This is a genomic window from Kribbella ginsengisoli (assembly GCF_039537185.1).
Lineage (GTDB): Bacteria > Actinomycetota > Actinomycetes > Propionibacteriales > Kribbellaceae > Kribbella > Kribbella koreensis.
Genome location: NZ_BAABAA010000001.1, coordinates 724,368 through 741,541 on the forward strand (window position 1 = coordinate 724,368; position 17,174 = coordinate 741,541).

A 17,174-nucleotide genomic window follows, 5' to 3' on the forward strand; every position below is an offset into this window, starting at 1 on the left:
GGCCGGCGTGGATGAGGTCGAGGTTGTTGTCGCGCACAGCGAGCGGGCGACTCTGCGGGTCGGAGACGTCTTCTTGAAGGTCGACGGCAATCAGGCGAACATCGAGGTCGAGGTAGAGGCGATAGCGCTGGCACCGGTACCGACGCCGGAGATCCTGTGGCGGAAGCCACCCGTGCTCGCGATCGCCGCCGTCCCCGGCAAGGCACTCGGTGTTCTCGGCAAGCCGTCGACCGCGTCGCCGGCCGCCTGGGCGGCGGCGGGCGCCGCCATCCGCACGTTGCACGAAGCGCCGCTGCCGCCCTGGCCCAGCAAGAAGAACCCCGACGAGATCGCAGCGGACCTCGACACCGAATGCGAGTGGCTCATCACGAACGGCTTCCTGCCCGCCGATCTGGTCACCCGCAACCGCGAGATCGCCCAGGCCGCGTTCCGGCCGTGGACGCCCAGGTTCACGCACGGGGACCTCCAGATCACCCACATCTTCACCGCCGAAGACCAGGTCACCGGCATCATCGACTGGTCGGAGGCGAGCCAGGGTGATGCCATGTTCGACCTGGCCACCTTGACGCTCGGTCACGAGGAGCGCCTCGACCAGGTTCTGGCCGGCTACGGCACCGATGTCGACCTCGATGCGATCCGCGCGTGGTGGTCGCTTCGAAGCCTGCTGGCTTCGCACTGGCTGATCGAGCACGGCTTCGACCCGAACACGCCGGGCTGCGAGTTCGACGTACTCAGAGCCCGGATGAAGCACTAGCGCCTACGATTCAGTCCCACTCGACTCTGGAGGTGTCGTGAAGCTTCTACTCACATCCGGAGGCGTCACCAACGACAGCATCCGCGCTGCGCTGGTCGAACTGCTGGGCAAACCGATCTCCGAGTCCCGGGCGCTCTGCATCCCGACCGCGCAGTGGGGCCACCCCAGCCCGATGTTGGGACCTGTCTCAGTGCGGAACTTCGTCTCCGGAGTGCCTCCCTGGCACACGATGACCAGCCTGGGCTGGGCGTCTCTGGGCGTCCTGGAACTCACCGCGCTGCCCAGCATCGGCGAGGAGCGGTGGGTGCCGTGGGTACGGGAAGCCGACGTACTGCTGGCGGACGGCGGTGAAGCGACGTATCTGTACCACTGGATCCGGCAGTCAGGGCTGGCGGACGTCATCCCGTCGCTACCCGACACGGTCTGGGTGGGACTGAGCGCCGGCAGCATGGTGATGACACCGCGCATCGGTGACGACTTCGTCAAGTGGCCTGCCGCGCCGGACGACCGCACGCTCGGGCTCGTCGACTTCTCGATCTTCCCCCACCTGGATCATGAGCAGATGCCGGGAAACACCCTGGCCGAGGCGGAGAGCTGGGCAGCCCGCATCGAGGGTCCGGCGTACGCCATCGACGATCAGACTGCCATCAAAGTGACCGGCGGCACCGTCGAGGTCATCTCCGAAGGTCACTGGAAGGCCCTCCACTGAACCGGTCCGAACATATGTTCGATAATGAGGTAGAGTGGAGGTATGGCTGGGCGGAGTGAGGCGGGGCCCACCGCGTTGCGAATCATGCTGGGAGCGCATCTGCGGCGGTTGCGCGAGCGTGCCGGAGTGACCCGGCCGGAGGCCGGCTGGGCGATCCGGTCGTCGGAGTCGAAGATCAGCCGGATGGAGCTCGGTCGGGTCGGGTTCAAGGTCCGCGACATCGAAGACCTGCTCACCCTGTACTCCGTGAGCGAGCCCGACGAGCGGGAGCGGTTGGTCCAGCTCGCCCGCGATGCGAACAGCCGCGGCTGGTGGCACCGGTACCACGACGTCACCCCGGACTGGTTCGACGCCTATCTAGGGCTCGAGGCAGCCGCGGACCTCATCCGGACGTACGAGGTGCAGTTCGTGCCGGGCCTGCTGCAGACCCCGGAGTACACGCGAGCGGTCGCGGCACTCACCTCAGGGACCGAGCGATCGGCGGAGGAGCTCGACCGCGTCGTCGCCCTGCGTAAGACCCGCCAAGCAGTGCTCGACCGGGACCCGCCGCTGCGCCTGTGGGCGGTGATCGAGGAATCAGTACTCCGCCGGCCGATCGGCGGGACCCGCGTACTCCGCGAGCAGCTGGCCGCGCTGATCGAGGCCGTCCACCGGCCGAACGTCACGGTACAGGTCATCCCACTCGGCAGCCCCGGGCACGCGGCGACCGCCGGTGCGTTCAGTGTGCTGCGGTTCCCCCAGGCGGATCTGCCCGACGTCGTCTATCTGGAGCACCTGACCAGCGCGCTCTATCTCGACAAGCGCGACGACCTGGACGCCTACACCCAGGTCCTCGACAGCCTCACCATCTCCGCTCCCCCGCCGCAGGAGGCAGAGCAGCAGATCACGGCGATCCTCGCCGAACTCGGTTAGATTTCTGGCATCGGGTTGTCCGTCTGGGCCGTTGCCGTTCGTCGGTCGGGTATGAGGAGGATCGTGTGAAGTACCTACTGATGATCGCCGGCGACGAAACCGCCGCCGAGCACGCCAACGACGGCTGTGGTGGCTGGTCCGAGGAGATGGAGCAACGCGGCGTCGTGCGCGGCGGCGCCGGACTCGCCCCCGCCACCGACGCAACCACCGTGCGGGTCCGCAACGCCGAGGTGCTGCTGACCGACGGCCCGTTCGCCGAGACCAAGGAAGTCGTCGGCGGCTTCGTCCTGATCGAGTGCGCCGACCTCGACGAAGCCATCGAGATCGCCGCCAAGCACCCGGCGGCCGGCTACGGCACGATCGAGATCCGCCCGGTCATCGACGGACCGACCCCCACCGCTCAGTGACCCACCCGCACCCGAAACCCGGCGGTGGCACGCCCGGAAACGGTGAGCCGGGCGACGGGGTGGAGGGGGTTGTCGGGCGGGCGTTTCGCGACGAGTGGGGGCAGGTTGTTGCGACGCTGATCCGGGTCACCGGGGACTGGGATCTTGCCGAGGAGTGTGCGCAGGACGCGTTCGCCGCCGCCTTGGAGCGGTGGCCGCGCGACGGCGTACCGACCAAGCCGGGCGCCTGGCTCACCACGACAGCCCGCAATCGCGCCATCGACAGGCTGCGGCGTGAGGCGGTGGGTGCTGCCAAGTTGCGAGAGGTGGCTGCGATGGCGCAGGACGTAGTACCGGAGCCTTCCGAGGATGACGCCGTGCCGGACGACCGGCTGCGGCTGATGTTCACCTGCTGCCACCCGGCGCTTGCGCTGGAAGCGCGCGTCGCACTCACCCTGCGAACGCTCGCGGGCCTCAGCACCGCGGAGATCGCCAGAGCGTTCCTCGTGCCCGAACAGACCATGCAGAAGCGGATCGGCCGGGCCAAACAGAAGATCAGGAACGCCGCGATCCCGTACCGCGTGCCACCTGGGCACTTGCTGCCAGAACGCACGCCCGCGGTGCTCGCCGTCCTCTACCTGCTCTTCAACGAGGGCTACGCCGCCACCGCCGGCGCAGATCTGGTACGCCGGAATCTCACCGCCGAAGCAATCCGCCTGACCCAAGTGCTTGCCCACCTGATGCCCGACGAGCCCGAAGTCAGCGGGATGCTCGCCCTCATGCTGCTCCACGATGCCCGGAAGACCAGCCGCCAAGACGACACCGGCCAACTGATCCCCTTGGAGGAACAGGACCGCAGCCGCTGGGACGCCGACCTGATTGCCCTGGGCACCGAGATCCTGGAGCGCGCGCTCCGGCGACGCGAGCCCGGTCCGTACCAGATCCAAGCCGCCATCGCCGCCTGCCACGCGACCGCGCCGGCCGCCCACGACACCGACTGGCCGCAGATCGCCGGCCTGTACGCGCAGCTGACCAGATTCGCCCCCACGCCGGTGGTCCGACTCAACCAGGCGGTCGCGATCGGCATGGCCGAAGGCCCGGAAGCCGGGCTGCTCCTCGTTGACGAGTTGGTTGCCTCAGGCACCCTGTCGGACTACCACCTGCTCCAGGCCACCCGCGCCGATCTACTCCGCCGCGCCGGCCGCCTGGACGAGGCCGCCACCGCCTACCGCGACGCCCTCGCCAAGGCGACCACCAGCGCCGAGCGGTCCTTCCTGCGCAGAAGAATCGAAGAAACCGCTCTCTGACGCGTCCGTCCGGGCCTGTCCTGTTCGTCGGTGAGGTGACCGACGAACGAGAGGACGCGAGAATGACCGACATCAGGCAACTGATCGCCGCGGAACGGCACGAGCTGGCCACCCTCCTGAAGGAGCTGACCACCGAGCAATGGGACGCCCCCAGTCTTTGCGAAGGCTGGCGGACCCGCGAGGTCGTCGCCCACCTGACGATGCCCTACCGCTACTCGACGTCCCGCTTCCTGCTCGAGCTGGCCAAGTCAGGCGGCAAGTTCAACCCGATGTCCGACCGCCTGGCGCGCCGCGACGCCGCCGAACTCAGCCCCACCGAACTCGCCGACTGCCTGGCAGCCAACGTCGACCACCCCTGGAAGCCACCAGGCGGCGGCTTCGAAGGAGCACTCTCCCACGACGTCATCCACGGCCTCGACATCACCGTCGCCCTGGGCATCAACCGCCGGGTCCCCCTCGACCGCATGCGTATCGTCGTGTCCGGCCTCTCCCCCAAACACCTCAAGTACTTCGGCGTCGACCTCACCGGCATTCAGCTGAAGGCCACCGATCTCGACTGGACCTATGGCACCGGCACGCCACTCGAAGCCCCGGCCCAAGACCTCCTCCTCAAGGTCTGCGGCCGACAGCATGCACCAACCGGGTAGCCACCTGCCCACTCTCCAGCAGTACGCCGATCCGCCGACTCTGCTCCTGAGCCTCCCGATAGACGCGGTCCTGACCATGGGCCGAACGAACCAACTCCTCCACCCGGTCAGCCCGTTCGGTCCATGACAGTGGAGTCTCGTCAGGCTCGGCGGTCTGCTCCCGTACGTCGAAACCTGCCTCGTCGAGCACGGCATCCAACTCCACCTGACGCGGGAAGGAGTTCCCCTCAGGCATGGGGTCCAGCGACTCAGCCAGCGCCACCAACACGAGCAACCCGAGCGACCCGCCAGGCGCGATCACCCGGCGCAACTCCTTGAGCAGGGCAACCTTGTCGGTCACCGTGCAGAGCACCCCGAGCGCCCAGGCAGCGTCGACACTGCCGCTCTGCAAGGGGATCGCGAGTCCGTCGGCCGTCACCACCGGCAGGCCGAAGAGGCGGGCCGACGCGGACGTTGCGCCAGGCATCGGATCGATGAGGATCGGCTGGACGGCGTACCGGCGGTGGGCCCAGGCGGCCGGACCGCCGACGCCCGCGCCGAGGTCGAGCAGCCGGGTGCCTGCTCTCAGTTCGCAGGCCTCGGCCAGCCAGGCGAGTGCCGCTGGGCTGGCGCTGCCGCGACAGCCGGCCGGGATCGCGTGCTCCGGGCCAAGCTGCTTCACCGCGTCCGCGGTCCAGCTCGCGACGTCGTCGAACTCGCCTTCCATCGCCGAATCGGACACCGGCCAAGCCTCCCATTCCGAGGTCAAGAAAGCATCAGGCACTGCCAGTCAGCAGCGTGTGCTTCCCCCGAGGAAGGGCACGCCGCTAGTCCCACTCCCAGTCGATCCCGACCACACCCCGGTCGGCGGCCGGTACGACGACGTGCACCCGGCCGTCAGGCGCCATCATCAACTCCCGGCGCAGCACGTCGGGACCGCCCGAGTGATGGCGGCGGAACTCGCTGACCCGCACCGGCATCGCCGACCGATGGAACTGGATCTCCAGCACGTGATGCGTGCCGGCCCACTCATGGAACCGGAAGTACTGCGTCGACGGGATCCCGTTCTGATCCGCGATCTCGTAGTGCACGACCGCCGTGTCCCCGACAAGCAGCGTCCGATCCAGCAGCAACTCGCCGAGCACGGCGCCGTCCTCCGGATCGCGTGCCACCCGGCCGGTACGGCACCCGGCCAGCCCGCTCGGCACGATGTCGCGAGCGTCGCAGCCTGGTTCGCCCTGGTGTACGACGATCAGCCGATCCACGTCCTTGACCGCGACCAGCGCCTGGATCACCCGCTTGGTGATCATGCTCCGGTCCGCGCCCATCTCGATCTCCTCGACGACGGTGAGACTGCGCAGCCGGCCGTGGGCATCCCGGCGTACTTCGTCCAGCAGCCGGATCAGGGTCGACCCGTTCGCGACCACGGCGTACGGGCGGGTGGGCGCCTCGGCGGCGGGCACTCGGACAGCGAGCCAGCCTGCCGGGAGGTCGAGCAGCTCCTCGAGTGCGGTGACGACGGCAAGCGAACCGGGCCGCGGATGGCGGCTGCCGCTCTGCCAGGTGCTGAGGGTCGCGACTCCGACGTGCAATCCGCGATCGGCGAGCCTGGCCTGGATCCGGTTGAGGGCCAGCCCGCGGTTCGCGATCGCCGCCCGGAGCGCATCGGCGAACGGCGCCTCCGGGCCGACGTCGGGGACGTGGGTCCGCGCTTCCGTCATCGTCCGCTCCCTCGCCGAGGCCGGGTCGGCGTCAGTGTAAACGTTCACAACGGCGCCGAGCAGTTCCCGCTCCACTGCTGTTCACCTCGTGTCTGCCGTTCACACCGTCGCCGGACGCGCGAGTTGGAGCTTGTCCGGACGTGATCGGGTGATCACGATGAGTGCCCTCACCGCCCCAGTGAAGGAGGCCCCCTATGAGGAGGGTCAGCACACCCCGTCCGAGGTCGTGGCTCGCGGCAACGATCGTCGGTCTGGCGGCACTCTTGCCGCTCGCCCCCGCCGCGTCCGCCGCCGCTCCGGCCGTCCCCGCGGTCACCACAGCCCCGGCCGCCTCGAAGGTGCTCGCCAGCCGGTACCTGAACGTCACCGGCCAGGCCCAGCAGAAGTCGAACTGGTGCTGGGCCGCCACCGGCAACAGCATCGCGGCGTACTACGGCAGCAACTACTCGCAGAACCAGTTCTGCAACATGGCCTTCGGCTACAACCAGAACGGCACCTGCCCGAACGACCAGGCCACGCTGGCCAACGACCAGCGCGCGTTCCGCACGATCGGGATCAGCCAGGGCAGCTACATCAGCGGCACCCTGAGCTTCGCCACGATCCAGACCGAGATCAACGCCAACCGCCCGGTGATGACCCGGATCGGCTGGAAGTCCGGCGGCGGCCACATGATGGACATCATCGGCTACGACTCGTCCGACTCCTCGATCGAGTACTACAACCCGTGGGGCAGCGATCCCCGCTACAACTACTCCACCTACAACTGGTACCTGAACAACTCCCAGTTCCAGTGGACGCACTCGCTCTACCGGATCGGAGCCTGAGCCATGATGCCTGTCAAGAAGCTCGTACTACGGACAGCGGCCGGCCTCGTCGGCACCCTCCTCGCCTTCGCCGCCACCGCGACCGCCGCCACGGCCTCGCCCACCACCGGCCCCGACCTCGCGGCGGCCGCCACCGCCGCCCACTCGGCCGAAGCGACCAAGCTCCTGGGCAAAGCCGCCCAACGTCCCGGCTCGGCCGCCGCCAAGTCCACCGCGAAGCTGGCCATCCAGCAGGACGTCATCCCGGTCTACGCGTTGAGCGCCGACTTCGTCCGCACCGGTGCCGGTGACGTCGGCACGCTCTGGTACGTCGCGACGCCGGCCACCAAGGGCACCGACAAGCTCACCGTCTTCACCGCCCCCGACCAGGCCGGCGCCTGGCACCCGGTGAACGTTGCCACCGGCAACACCGAGGCGACGATGGCCGCTGCCGCCCGAGGCGCCAAGCTGCTCACCGAGCCGCAGCTCGGCGCCTGGTACGCCGTCACCGGCAGCACCCTGCGAGCGCTCAACCCGGAGGCCACCAAGGCGATCGGTAGCGCGCCGATCGCGCTGTCGGCGTACCGGCAGCAGGTCAGCGACCGGTACGAGGACAAGCAGGCCGGCAGCACCTACGCCAAGAACGGCACCGCCGGCGGGTACGACGTGGCAGCGTCGACAACCCAGGAGGACACCCCCGGCGCCTGGCTGATCCTCGCCGCCGGCACCGCGGTTGCGCTCGCCCTCGGCGCGGTCACCCTGATCACCCGCCGCCGACGCACCGCCTAGTAGCCCAACTCGCTTGTGTCCGGGACTCCCTGACCCCGGACACAAGCGAGTTGCTCGCCATGGTTAGTGCCACTAACCTGAGGTTAATACCACTAACCTCAGGAGCATCACGATGACCGCCTTCCGGTTCCACCACCTCAGCATCTCGGTTGCCGACCTGAGCAAGCAGGAGGCGTGGTACCGGGATGCCCTCGGGCTGACGACAGTGGAGGAACGGCTGGAGCTGCCGGAGGCGGGGGTGCGGACGGCAGTACTGAGTGATGGGGCCGGGCTGCGGGTCGAGTTCACCGAGCGGTCGGGGTCCGAGCCCGTCGTCCACGCCGACCCGTTCGCCGCGACGGCGAGCCAGACCTTCACCCATCTCGCTCTCCAGGTGGCCGACCTCGACGCGGCCTTCGAGCGGCTGATCGCAGAGCACGGCGCCGAGGTCGTCTCCTCGCCCGCGGCCGGCGTCACGGCCGGGATGCGGTACGCCTACGTGCGCGATCCCGAGGGCAATCTGCTCGAATTGATCGAGACTTCTGCCTCCTGAAATATCCAGGCGACCTGTCTGCCGCTAAGCTGGTGGTCAGCACCGAACGTCGGCGACGCTTCTAGCTCCGCCGATCACCTCGTGACAGCTGCGTTCGCTGACTGGGACCGACCATCGACGGCCGGTACCACTCGGTGGCCAGCTCCGCCGGAATCCGACAGCTCGACCGCTCAGACACAGGGCGATCGGGTGGGGAAGGTCAAAGCAGCGGTGCACCCGGGCCGCCTCGGCGATCAGCCGGCCCGGACCGCTGACCGCGACGTCGGATCCGTCCTGCGAGGGCGTGCGGTGCGACGTACCGCCACGGCGAACACGCCGAGGCAGTTCAGAGGAGGAATCGTTTGGCCCGACGAGGCCAGCGCCAGCCCGGCGCTCGGCGTACTGCTGCTGCCCCCCGCCGACGGCGTCCTGCCCGCGATGCCGAGGGCCTGATCCCGGTGCTCGCCCGCGCCGTCCGTGAGATCGAGGCGGCCGTCGAGCGATCGAATGTCCAGCCGTCCGTCCGGACGAAGTTCCAGGTCGTGGCGCTGCTGGTGCGCGAGGAGCGGGCCCGGGTGAACGGCGACGCGAAGGCGACCGAGGCCTACCGCGCGACCCAGTTGCGCCGCCTCGACGGTCTCGCGACCATCCTCGCCAAGAGCGCCGCGCTCGAGCCGTCGCTGCTCGCGCTGCTGGCCGAGGACGCGGTCATCTCCGAGGCCGCCGCCACGCTCAAGCGCGAGATGATGCTCGCGGCCGGCGAAGAGCCGCCGGAGCCGGTCGAGCCGACGGTCATCGAGCCGCAGACAGCCGCCGCTCCCCCGCCACGTCAGGTGGTGCCGCAGTCGGTCGTCTCCCGCCAGCTCGCCAACCCCTTCCTCGCGCCCGACTTCAGCGCGGCCGCCGCCATCCCGAAGCCTCAGACGCGACGGCTGTCCGGCTGGGAGCTGATCAACCCACTGCTCAAGTCGTTCGAGTACGCCGCCGCGTCCGCGAGCAAGGCGTTGCCCGAGCCGACTTCATTACATCTCCCGGGTGGCCAGGAATTGATGCCTCACCAGGCACAACTCGTGGCCGCCGCGGCAGGGGGTCATCGCACCTTCCTGCTCGCCGATGAGCCCGGTCTGGGCAAGACGGCCCAGGCGCTGCTCGCTGCTCAGGCGGCGAATGCTTACCCGTTGCTGGTCGTAGTACCGAGCGTCGTGAAGACGAACTGGGCCCGCGAGGCGGGGATCTGGACGCCGAAGCGGGTCGCGACCGTGATCCAGGGCGACGGCGACACGATCGACGGGTTCGCCGACATCGTGATCGTCAACTACGAGGTGCTGGACCGGCACGTCGGCTGGCTCGGCGATCTCGGCATGCGCGGCATGGTGGTCGACGAGGCGCACTTCATCAAGAACAAGAAGTCCCAGCGCTCCCGCAACGTGCTGCAGCTGGCCGAGCGGATCCAGTCCCGGACCGTCCGCCCGCTGCTGATGGCACTGACCGGTACGCCGCTGATCAACGACATCGACGACTTCCGCGCCATCTGGCAGTACCTGGGCTGGATCGACGACAAGGCGCCGAAGGCCGAGCTGATGGCCAAGCTCGACGACACCGACCTGACCCCGGCCGACCCCGGCTTCTACGCGGCCGCCCGGTCGTGCGTGATCGACATGGGCATCGTCCGTCGCCGCAAGGTCGACGTCGCGGCCGACATCCCGGCCCGCCGGATCGCTGATCTGCCGGTCGAGCTCGACGGTGCCGCCGGCCGATCGATCCGGGCGGCGGAGCGTGAGCTCGCCGAGCGCCTGGTCGCGCGGTACGAGACCGCTCTCCAGACCCGGACGTCCGGTGTCACGGTCGAGGGCATCGACCACGACCTGGTCCGCGCGGTGGCCGGCTGGGAGCGGACCGAGCAGGCGAAGGCGAAGAACGGTGACAACATCTTCAGCCTGGTCCGCCGGATCGGCGAGGCCAAGGCCGGACTGGCCGCCGACTACGCGGCGCAGCTCGCGCACAACGTCGGCAAGGTCGTCTTCTTCGCCCGGCACATCGAGGTGATGGACACCGCCGAGGCGCTGTTCGCCGAGCGCGGCATCCGGTACGCCTCGATCCGCGGCGACCAGACCCCGAAGAAGCGCCAGGCCAACATCGACGCCTTCGTGAACGACCCCGAGGTCGAGATCGCGGTCTGCTCGCTGCTGACCGCGGGCGTCGGCCTGAACCTCCAGGTCTCGTCCAACGTCGTCCTCGCCGAGCTGTCCTGGACCAACGCGGAGCAGACCCAAGCGATCGACCGGGTCCACCGGATCGGTCAGGAGGAGCCCGTCACGGCCTGGCGGATCATCGCCGCCCAGACCATCGACACCCGGATCGCCGACCTGATCGACGCCAAGGCCGGCCTCGCCGCCCGGGCCCTCGACGGCTCCGACGAAGAGGTCACCTCCTCGGCCGACCTCCAGCTCGAGGCCCTGGTCACCCTCCTGACGAACGCCCTGGAGTCCTGACGAACCACCTCTCCGGTCCGCCGGAGGGGTGGGAGGTGTTCGTAACGCCGGAGGTCTGTTGACGTCACGGGTGTGTAACCGCGTCGTCATAGGTTCGGCCGGGTGGGCGAACAGGTGCGTACCGTGTGCACGTACTGCGGCGTCGGCTGCGGCGTGCTGCTGGACATCGCGCCGAGCCCCGACGGCGGCAGGCCCGTGGTCAAGGCTTCGGGTGACAAGGCTCACCCGGCGAATGCGGGGCGGTTGTGTACGAAGGGTGCGACCAGCGGGGAGCTGTTCTCGGCTCCTGGGCGGCTGGACAAGGCACTGGTCCGGTCGGAGCGTGGCGCGGAGCCGGTTGCGCGACCCGTTGACGAGGTGATCGCCGAGACCGGGCAGCGGTTGCGGGCGATCATCGACGAGCACGGGCCGGATGCGGTCGCGCTGTATGTCTCAGGGCAGATGACGCTCGAGGCGCAGTACCTGGCGAACAAGCTCGCCAAGGGGTTCATCCGGACCAACCAGATCGAGTCGAACTCGCGGCTCTGCATGGCCAGCGCGGGCACCGGCTACAAGCTGTCGCTCGGCTCGGACGGTCCTCCCGGGTCATACGAGGACTTCGATCACGCCGACGTGTTCTTCGTGATCGGCGCGAACATGGCCGACTGCCACCCGATCCTGTACCTGCGGATGATGGACCGCGTCAGGGCCGGAGCCAAGCTGATCGTGGTCGATCCGCGGCGCACGACGACCGCCGACAAGGCTGACCTGTTCCTGCAGATCAAACCCGGTACGGACCTCGCCCTGCTCAACGGCCTGCTCCATCTGCTGGTCGAGGGCGGGTACGTCGACGAGCAGTTCATCTCCGAGTCCACCGAAGGCTGGGAGGACATGCCGGCGTTCCTCGCCGACTACCCGCCTGCGGTCGTCGCCGGGATCACCGGTCTGCCGGAGGAGTCGCTGCGGCAGGCGGCCGAGTGGATCGGCGCCTCGGGCAACTGGATGAGCTGCTGGACGATGGGCCTCAACCAGAGCACGCACGGAACCTGGAATACCAACGCGCTCATCAACCTGCACCTCGCCACCGGCGCGATCTGCCGCCCTGGCAGCGGACCGTTCTCTCTCACCGGGCAGCCTAACGCGATGGGCGGGCGCGAGATGGGCTACATGGGACCAGGTCTCCCCGGGCAGCGCTCGGTGCTCGTACCGGAGGACCGCGCGTTCATCGAGGATCTATGGCAGCTGCCGCCGGACACGCTGCGGACCGAGGTCGGGCGCGGCACGGTGGACATGTTCGAACAACTCGCCGAGGGCAAGATCAAGGCCTGCTGGATCATCTGCACGAACCCGGTCGCGTCGGTCTCCAACCGCAAGACGGTACTGGCCGGGCTGGAGGCGGCCGAGCTCGTCATCACCCAGGACGTCTTCACCGACACCGAGACGAACGCGTACGCCGATGTGGTGCTGCCCGCGACGATGTGGGCGGAGTCCGAAGGCATCATGATCAACTCCGAGCGGAACCTCACGCTCGTACCGGCCGCCGTGCCGCCGCCGGGCGAGGCTCTGCCGGACTGGGAGCTGATCGCGCGGATCGCTTGTGCGATGGGGTATTCGGACGCCTTCACCTATGCCGATGCGGAGGAGGTGTTCGAGGAGATCCGGCAGTGCTGGAACCCGCAGACCGGGTACGACCTGCGCGGTGTCAGCTACTCGCGGCTCCGAACCGATCCAGTGCAGTGGCCGGCGGCTCCGGACGGACCTTCACGCAACCCGATCCGCTACGTCTCTGGTGCCCGGCTTCGGTTTGCTACCGCCAGCGGGCGGGCGATCTTCTATCCGCGGCCGCATGTGCCGGCAGCGGAGATGCCGGATGACGACTATCCGTTCCTGCTGAACACCGGCCGGGTCCAGCATCAGTGGCACACGCTCACCAAGACCGGAACCGTTGCCAAGCTCAACAAACTCGCACCGGGGCCCTTCGTCGAGATCCATCCGGCGGACGCCGCCCGGTTGATGGTTGCCGAGGGCGACGAATTGGAGATCGCGTCCCGGCGCGGGCGGGCGGTGATGCCGGCGGTGATCACGGACCGGGTCCGGGAAGGCGATCTCTTCGCTCCGTTTCACTGGAACGATCTGTACGGGGAGTATCTGGCGATCAACGCGGTCACCAACGATGCGGTCGACCCGCTGTCGTTCCAGCCCGAGTTCAAGGTCTGCGCAGTCACGGTGACCGTGGTGAGCAAGCAGCCGGAACCCTCCGGCGTCTTCGGGCTGCCGGCCACGCGACCCGAGCTGACCGACGACGAGAAGCGTTATCTGGCAGGGTTTCTGCAAGGTGTCGGAGCGCGGCCACTCGACGGGGCGATCCCGGTGTTGCCCGCCGGCGCACCGTTCGCCGCCGATCGCGCGCTGTGGGTCAACGGCGTACTCGCTGGGATGTTCTCACGTCTCCCAGCCGTTCCCGCGCCCGTCCCAACCGGTCGGCCGTTGTACGTCCTGTGGGCCTCGCAGACCGGTACCGCAGAAGAGTTCGCCGTCGACACCACCACCCCGAGACTCGTCGCCGCCGGGCTAGCGCCCACAGCGCATTGCATGGCTGACCTCTCCCTCGACGCGCTCCCCCGCGAGGCCGACCTCGTCCTCATCACGAGCACCTTCGGCGACGGCGACGCGCCGGACAACGGCACCACGTTCTGGGACTCGTTGGAGAGCGCTCCCCCGGGCGCGCTCGCCGGCATCCGGTACGCCGTACTCGCGTTCGGCGACTCCAGCTACGACAACTTCTGCGGCCACGGCCGACGCCTCGACACGCGTCTCGCCGAGCTGGGTGCGGTACAGCTCTTGCCGAGGGTCGATTGCGAGGGCGACGACTCCGGCAGCGCCTGGCTCGAACAGCTCGTCGACGAGCTGAAGCCGGCCCCGGTCGCGGCGACCGCGTCGCGTCGCAAGCCCGCCCAACTCGCTCGCCTCGTGGGGAACCGGCTGCTCAGTCGGCCGGGCGCCGGCAAGGAGGTCCGCCAGTTCACCTTCGACACGACGGGGACCGGGCTGACGTACCAGGTCGGCGATTCGCTCAGCGTGATGCCGCGCAACTGCCCCGACCTGGTCAAGGAATGGCTGACGACCACCGGGATCGACCCCGCGACGGAGGTGGAGCTCAGCGGTACCGCAGTACCGGTTGCCACGGCGCTGCGCGATCATCTCGACATCACCCGGATCACGCCGGACCTGCTGCGTTTCGTCGCCGAGCAGACCGGCGACGTCGAGCTCAAGACGCTGCTCCGGGCGGACAACAAGGGCGAGCTCGCCAAGTGGCTGTGGGGCCGGCAGGCAGCCGATCTCGTTGCCTCGTACAACCTCACGGTCACCGCGCAGGGATTGGCCGACCTGTTGCCGAAGCTCAAGCCCCGGCAGTACTCCATCTCCTCGAGCCCGTTGACCAGCCCGGATCGGATCAGCCTGACCGTGTCCGTCATCCGGTACGCCGGTCCGCTGGGCGTCGGTCGCAAGGGCGTGTGCTCGACCTATCTCGCCGACGCTCCGCTGGATCATCCCGTCGCGGTGACCGTCCAGCCGGCGCCGCATTTCCAGCCGCCGGCGGATCCCGGCGTACCGATGGTGATGATCGGGCCCGGTACCGGCGTCGCGCCGTTCCTCGGGTTCCTGGACGAGCGGCGGGCTCGGGGCGACCGTGCGCCCAACTGGCTGTTCTTCGGCGAGCAGCATGAGGCGACCGACTTCTACTACCAGGACGAGTTGACCGCGTTGCAGCGCGACGGCGTACTGACGTCGATCGATGTCGCGTTCTCGCGGGACCAGCGCAACAAGATCTACGTCCAGGACCGGATGCGCGAACACGGCGCCAAGCTCTGGTCGTGGCTGCAGAACGGTGCCCACGTCTATGTCTGCGGCGACGCGACCCGGATGGCCAAGGACGTCGACCAGAGCCTCCGCGACATCATCACCCACCACGGCCACCTCACCCCCGACGAGGCCGACACCTACGTGAAAACCCTGGCCACCAGCAAGCGCTACGTCCGCGACATCTACTGACCAGGTGCGATCTCAGCGGGTCCGGACAGGCATGGTCGTGAGGGCACATTCGATCCACGTCGAGCCCGGCGTCAGCAGCAGCGGCTTCCCGTCGGTGGTGGTGAACTGGAACGGCTCGTTCACGGCACCCTTGCGCCAACGTCCGGCCACCACCTTGTCGCCGGTGAAGACCGTCAGCGTCCCGGCGGAGTCGAAGACATCGAGAATCGTCATCGTTGGCTTGGCCCTGGCGAAACCGGTGTCCCGCTCGGCGGTCAGTACTACGACGTTGTCCGCCGCCACCTGGCCGCCGTTCTCGATCAGATGCGGCGACCAGCTCTCCGCCCGGACCCACCGGCCCGACGCCCGGTTGTAGGTCCAGGTGGCGGTCGCGGACCCGCCGTACCCGACCGTCACCGAGGACACCTGCTTGCCGCTGCGCTGCGCGGTCGACCGGCCCGGGGCGGCCGCGTAGCTGAAGTACGGTGCGGGCGCCGTCTTGCGATCGCTCAGTTGCAGCAACTTCGCGGGACGGGCGAACACGTGGTTGGGCGCGCGTCTCGTGTCGTCGAGCCGATAGGTGCCGGCCGGCACTCGCAGGGTGCCCAGGTCGTCCAGGTCCGCGGCGCGATCGACGTAGTCGAGGACCCAGCGGTCGGCCATCGTGTCCGCGATGATGCCGTGAGTCGGGCCGATCAGCGCCGCGTCCATCGGCCGCAGTGACCGCACCGGTCCGGCCTGAGCCGGCAGCCTGGAATGGAAGATCGCGGCGAGCCGGGTGGTGCCCCCGGTGATCGGTTCGACGAAGACCAGGTCGGCGTCGCCCAGTCCACGCTGCGGGTGCGCATCGGGCGTGTTCGAGATCTTCACCGTGACCGCCGGCCGGTTCAGTGCCTCCGCGGTCAGGACGCCGGTGAGTGGCGCACGGCCCGCCATACCGACCGGACCGTCCCCGGCCGGTGCTGACGGTGTCGGTGCCGGGGACGAGGACGGTGATCCTGACTCGTCGTCACCCCACCAGGTGGAGGCGCCGATCGCAGCGACCAGCGCAACCACCAGTACGGCGGCAGCGACCAGGCGCCCTCGACGGCTCAGGAGCCGATCCATGCTGCGGCGAATACGGTTCATGCTCCGAGGATCCTGGCCCGCGCTCTGGCAGGGCACGGCCCAAAGCCACTTCGAGGTCGCCCAACGGACCAGGAAGGACCAGACTTTCGGCCCTGCTGACCAGCGCCTGTCCACCGGTTGGTGTCCCGTCGGCGGTACCGTCAATCCATGCAGTTCGACCGCTACACCGTCATCCTGTTGACGCTGCGCGCCGACGCACCTGTGATGACGGACGAGGAAGCCGCCGACCTCCAGAACCGGCACCTGGCCCACGGCGCCGGCCTCCGCGACCGTGGCCTGGTGCTCGCTCGCGGTCCGCTGACCGATCAGGACGACGAGCGCTACCGCGGCTTCTCCATCTGGTCCGTCGACCAGGAGACCGCCCGCCGGCACGCCGAAGCCGATCCCGCCGTCCAGGCCGGCCGCCTCGCCGTCGAGGTGATGACCTGGATGATGCCCGCCGGCAACCTCCACTTCAGCGACGTACCGTCGCCTAGGTCGGTCGCCGAGGCCACCGCCGACTGATCGCCGTGCAACGCTCGTGAAACGTGTAGTGGGCACGATGGGCCGAACAGAGTCCAGCACGCGGGGAGCACCGGTCGATGAGCATCGAAGAGAACAAGGCCCTGGTCCGTCGTTTCATGGAAGAGGGCCTGGCCGGCAACCCCGACGTGTTCGACGAGATCTGCTCCGCCGACTTCGTCAACCACGCGGCGCCGGCGCGGCGTCAGGGTGTCCAGGGCGTGAAGGACGTGATCGCCTTCTCGCTGCGCATGCAACCCGACCAGCGGTGGAGCGAGCTGCATGTGATCGCGGAGGGAGACCTCGTGGTCCTGTACGGCACCCGCACCGCCACCTGGCAAGGGACCGAGTTCCGCGGCCATGCAACCCCACAGGGCCCGGTCGCGGTCGAACTGGCTCACATGTTCCGCATCACCGACCATCGGATCAGCGAGCACTGGGCGGTCCGTGACGATCTGGGCATGCTCCACCAGCTCGGCGCCTTCCCCACCTGACGGCTAGACCTTGCCTGGCGAGGTCCAGCG

16 protein-coding genes are annotated in these 17,174 nt (G+C 68.8%); 13 read left to right on the plus strand and 3 right to left on the minus strand.

Annotated features, from left to right (window positions below):
* Positions 1 to 7 precede the first annotated feature (7 nt).
* The 6 genes from ABD768_RS03145 (at position 8) to ABD768_RS03170 (ending at position 4,715) form a co-directional block, all read left to right on the plus strand.
* Positions 8 to 754, plus strand: a complete 747-nt coding sequence (locus tag ABD768_RS03145) for a phosphotransferase (protein ID WP_344837089.1) — start codon at positions 8 to 10, stop codon at positions 752 to 754.
* Positions 755 to 791: 37 nt separating this feature from the next.
* Positions 792 to 1,463, plus strand: a complete 672-nt coding sequence (locus tag ABD768_RS03150; protein ID WP_344837091.1) for a Type 1 glutamine amidotransferase-like domain-containing protein — start codon at positions 792 to 794, stop codon at positions 1,461 to 1,463.
* A 42-nt stretch (positions 1,464 to 1,505) separates the two neighbouring features.
* Entirely contained in the window at positions 1,506 to 2,375 is an 870-nt protein-coding gene (locus tag ABD768_RS03155) for a helix-turn-helix domain-containing protein (protein ID WP_343978927.1), read from the plus strand.
* Between the two features lie 65 nt (positions 2,376 to 2,440).
* Positions 2,441 to 2,782: a YciI family protein gene (locus tag ABD768_RS03160; protein WP_343978924.1), complete on the plus strand. Its 342-nt coding sequence runs from the start codon at positions 2,441 to 2,443 to the stop codon at positions 2,780 to 2,782.
* A gap of 59 nt (positions 2,783 to 2,841) precedes the next feature.
* Positions 2,842 to 4,068, plus strand: coding sequence for an RNA polymerase sigma factor (locus tag ABD768_RS03165; protein WP_344837092.1), 1,227 nt, complete (start codon positions 2,842 to 2,844; stop codon positions 4,066 to 4,068).
* A 62-nt stretch (positions 4,069 to 4,130) separates the two neighbouring features.
* A complete protein-coding gene (locus ABD768_RS03170; protein WP_344837094.1) occupies positions 4,131 to 4,715 on the plus strand; it encodes a maleylpyruvate isomerase family mycothiol-dependent enzyme in 585 nt (194 codons plus the stop codon).
* Here the strand turns inward: ABD768_RS03170 and ABD768_RS03175 are convergent.
* Both ABD768_RS03175 and ABD768_RS03180 read right to left on the minus strand, forming a co-directional pair.
* On the minus strand, positions 4,678 to 5,436 hold the full coding sequence (locus ABD768_RS03175) for a class I SAM-dependent methyltransferase (protein WP_344837096.1): 759 nt from the start codon (positions 5,434 to 5,436) through the stop codon (positions 4,678 to 4,680). The two genes, ABD768_RS03170 and ABD768_RS03175, sit on opposite strands and share 38 nt — an antisense overlap.
* Before the next feature lie 85 nt (positions 5,437 to 5,521).
* The gene (locus ABD768_RS03180) at positions 5,522 to 6,415 is read right to left on the minus strand and encodes a helix-turn-helix transcriptional regulator (RefSeq protein ID WP_344837100.1); all 894 of its coding nucleotides are present in this window, start codon (positions 6,413 to 6,415) and stop codon (positions 5,522 to 5,524) included.
* A gap of 194 nt (positions 6,416 to 6,609) precedes the next feature.
* Here ABD768_RS03180 and ABD768_RS03185 point away from each other — a divergent pair, with 194 nt between their 5' ends.
* The 5 genes from ABD768_RS03185 to ABD768_RS03205 all read left to right on the plus strand — a co-directional run bounded on the left by ABD768_RS03185 (position 6,610) and on the right by ABD768_RS03205 (position 15,042).
* Entirely contained in the window at positions 6,610 to 7,239 is a 630-nt protein-coding gene (locus ABD768_RS03185; protein WP_343978912.1) for a papain-like cysteine protease family protein, read from the plus strand.
* Between the two features lie 3 nt (positions 7,240 to 7,242).
* Entirely contained in the window at positions 7,243 to 8,007 is a 765-nt protein-coding gene (locus ABD768_RS03190; protein WP_344837103.1) for a hypothetical protein, read from the plus strand.
* 112 nt (positions 8,008 to 8,119) lie between these two features.
* Positions 8,120 to 8,539 (plus strand): VOC family protein, encoded by a 420-nt coding sequence (locus ABD768_RS03195; RefSeq protein ID WP_344837105.1) that lies wholly within the window; start codon positions 8,120 to 8,122, stop codon positions 8,537 to 8,539.
* A 341-nt stretch (positions 8,540 to 8,880) separates the two neighbouring features.
* Positions 8,881 to 11,010 (plus strand): DEAD/DEAH box helicase, encoded by a 2,130-nt coding sequence (locus ABD768_RS03200; RefSeq protein ID WP_344837107.1) that lies wholly within the window; start codon positions 8,881 to 8,883, stop codon positions 11,008 to 11,010.
* Between the two features lie 102 nt (positions 11,011 to 11,112).
* Positions 11,113 to 15,042 (plus strand): bifunctional nitrate reductase/sulfite reductase flavoprotein subunit alpha, encoded by a 3,930-nt coding sequence (locus tag ABD768_RS03205; protein ID WP_344837110.1) that lies wholly within the window; start codon positions 11,113 to 11,115, stop codon positions 15,040 to 15,042.
* Positions 15,043 to 15,054: 12 nt separating this feature from the next.
* On the opposite strand, the gene ABD768_RS03210 is transcribed toward ABD768_RS03205, so the two are convergent.
* Positions 15,055 to 16,149, minus strand: a complete 1,095-nt coding sequence (locus ABD768_RS03210) for a DUF3048 domain-containing protein (protein WP_344837114.1) — start codon at positions 16,147 to 16,149, stop codon at positions 15,055 to 15,057.
* Between the two features lie 147 nt (positions 16,150 to 16,296).
* Between ABD768_RS03210 and ABD768_RS03215 the strand changes: the two genes are divergently transcribed.
* The gene (locus ABD768_RS03215) at positions 16,297 to 16,653 is read left to right on the plus strand and encodes a YciI family protein (RefSeq protein WP_343978895.1); all 357 of its coding nucleotides are present in this window, start codon (positions 16,297 to 16,299) and stop codon (positions 16,651 to 16,653) included.
* A gap of 77 nt (positions 16,654 to 16,730) precedes the next feature.
* Positions 16,731 to 17,144 (plus strand): ester cyclase, encoded by a 414-nt coding sequence (locus ABD768_RS03220; protein ID WP_344837117.1) that lies wholly within the window; start codon positions 16,731 to 16,733, stop codon positions 17,142 to 17,144.
* The last annotated feature ends 30 nt before the right edge of the window (positions 17,145 to 17,174 follow it).

Excerpts from the sequence above, each read along its gene's own strand:
- ABD768_RS03210 (WP_344837114.1), bottom strand. The coding sequence starts at position 16,149 with ATGAACCGTATTCGCCGCAGCATGGATCGGCTCCTGAGCCGTCGAGGG.
- ABD768_RS03190 (WP_344837103.1), top strand. The coding sequence starts at position 7,243 with ATGATGCCTGTCAAGAAGCTCGTACTACGGACAGCGGCCGGCCTCGTC.
- ABD768_RS03195 (WP_344837105.1), top strand. The coding sequence starts at position 8,120 with ATGACCGCCTTCCGGTTCCACCACCTCAGCATCTCGGTTGCCGACCTG.
- ABD768_RS03155 (WP_343978927.1), top strand. The coding sequence starts at position 1,506 with ATGGCTGGGCGGAGTGAGGCGGGGCCCACCGCGTTGCGAATCATGCTG.
- ABD768_RS03170 (WP_344837094.1), top strand. The coding sequence starts at position 4,131 with ATGACCGACATCAGGCAACTGATCGCCGCGGAACGGCACGAGCTGGCC.
- ABD768_RS03215 (WP_343978895.1), top strand. The coding sequence starts at position 16,297 with ATGCAGTTCGACCGCTACACCGTCATCCTGTTGACGCTGCGCGCCGAC.
- ABD768_RS03220 (WP_344837117.1), top strand. The coding sequence starts at position 16,731 with ATGAGCATCGAAGAGAACAAGGCCCTGGTCCGTCGTTTCATGGAAGAG.
- ABD768_RS03180 (WP_344837100.1), bottom strand. The coding sequence starts at position 6,415 with ATGACGGAAGCGCGGACCCACGTCCCCGACGTCGGCCCGGAGGCGCCG.
- ABD768_RS03185 (WP_343978912.1), top strand. The coding sequence starts at position 6,610 with ATGAGGAGGGTCAGCACACCCCGTCCGAGGTCGTGGCTCGCGGCAACG.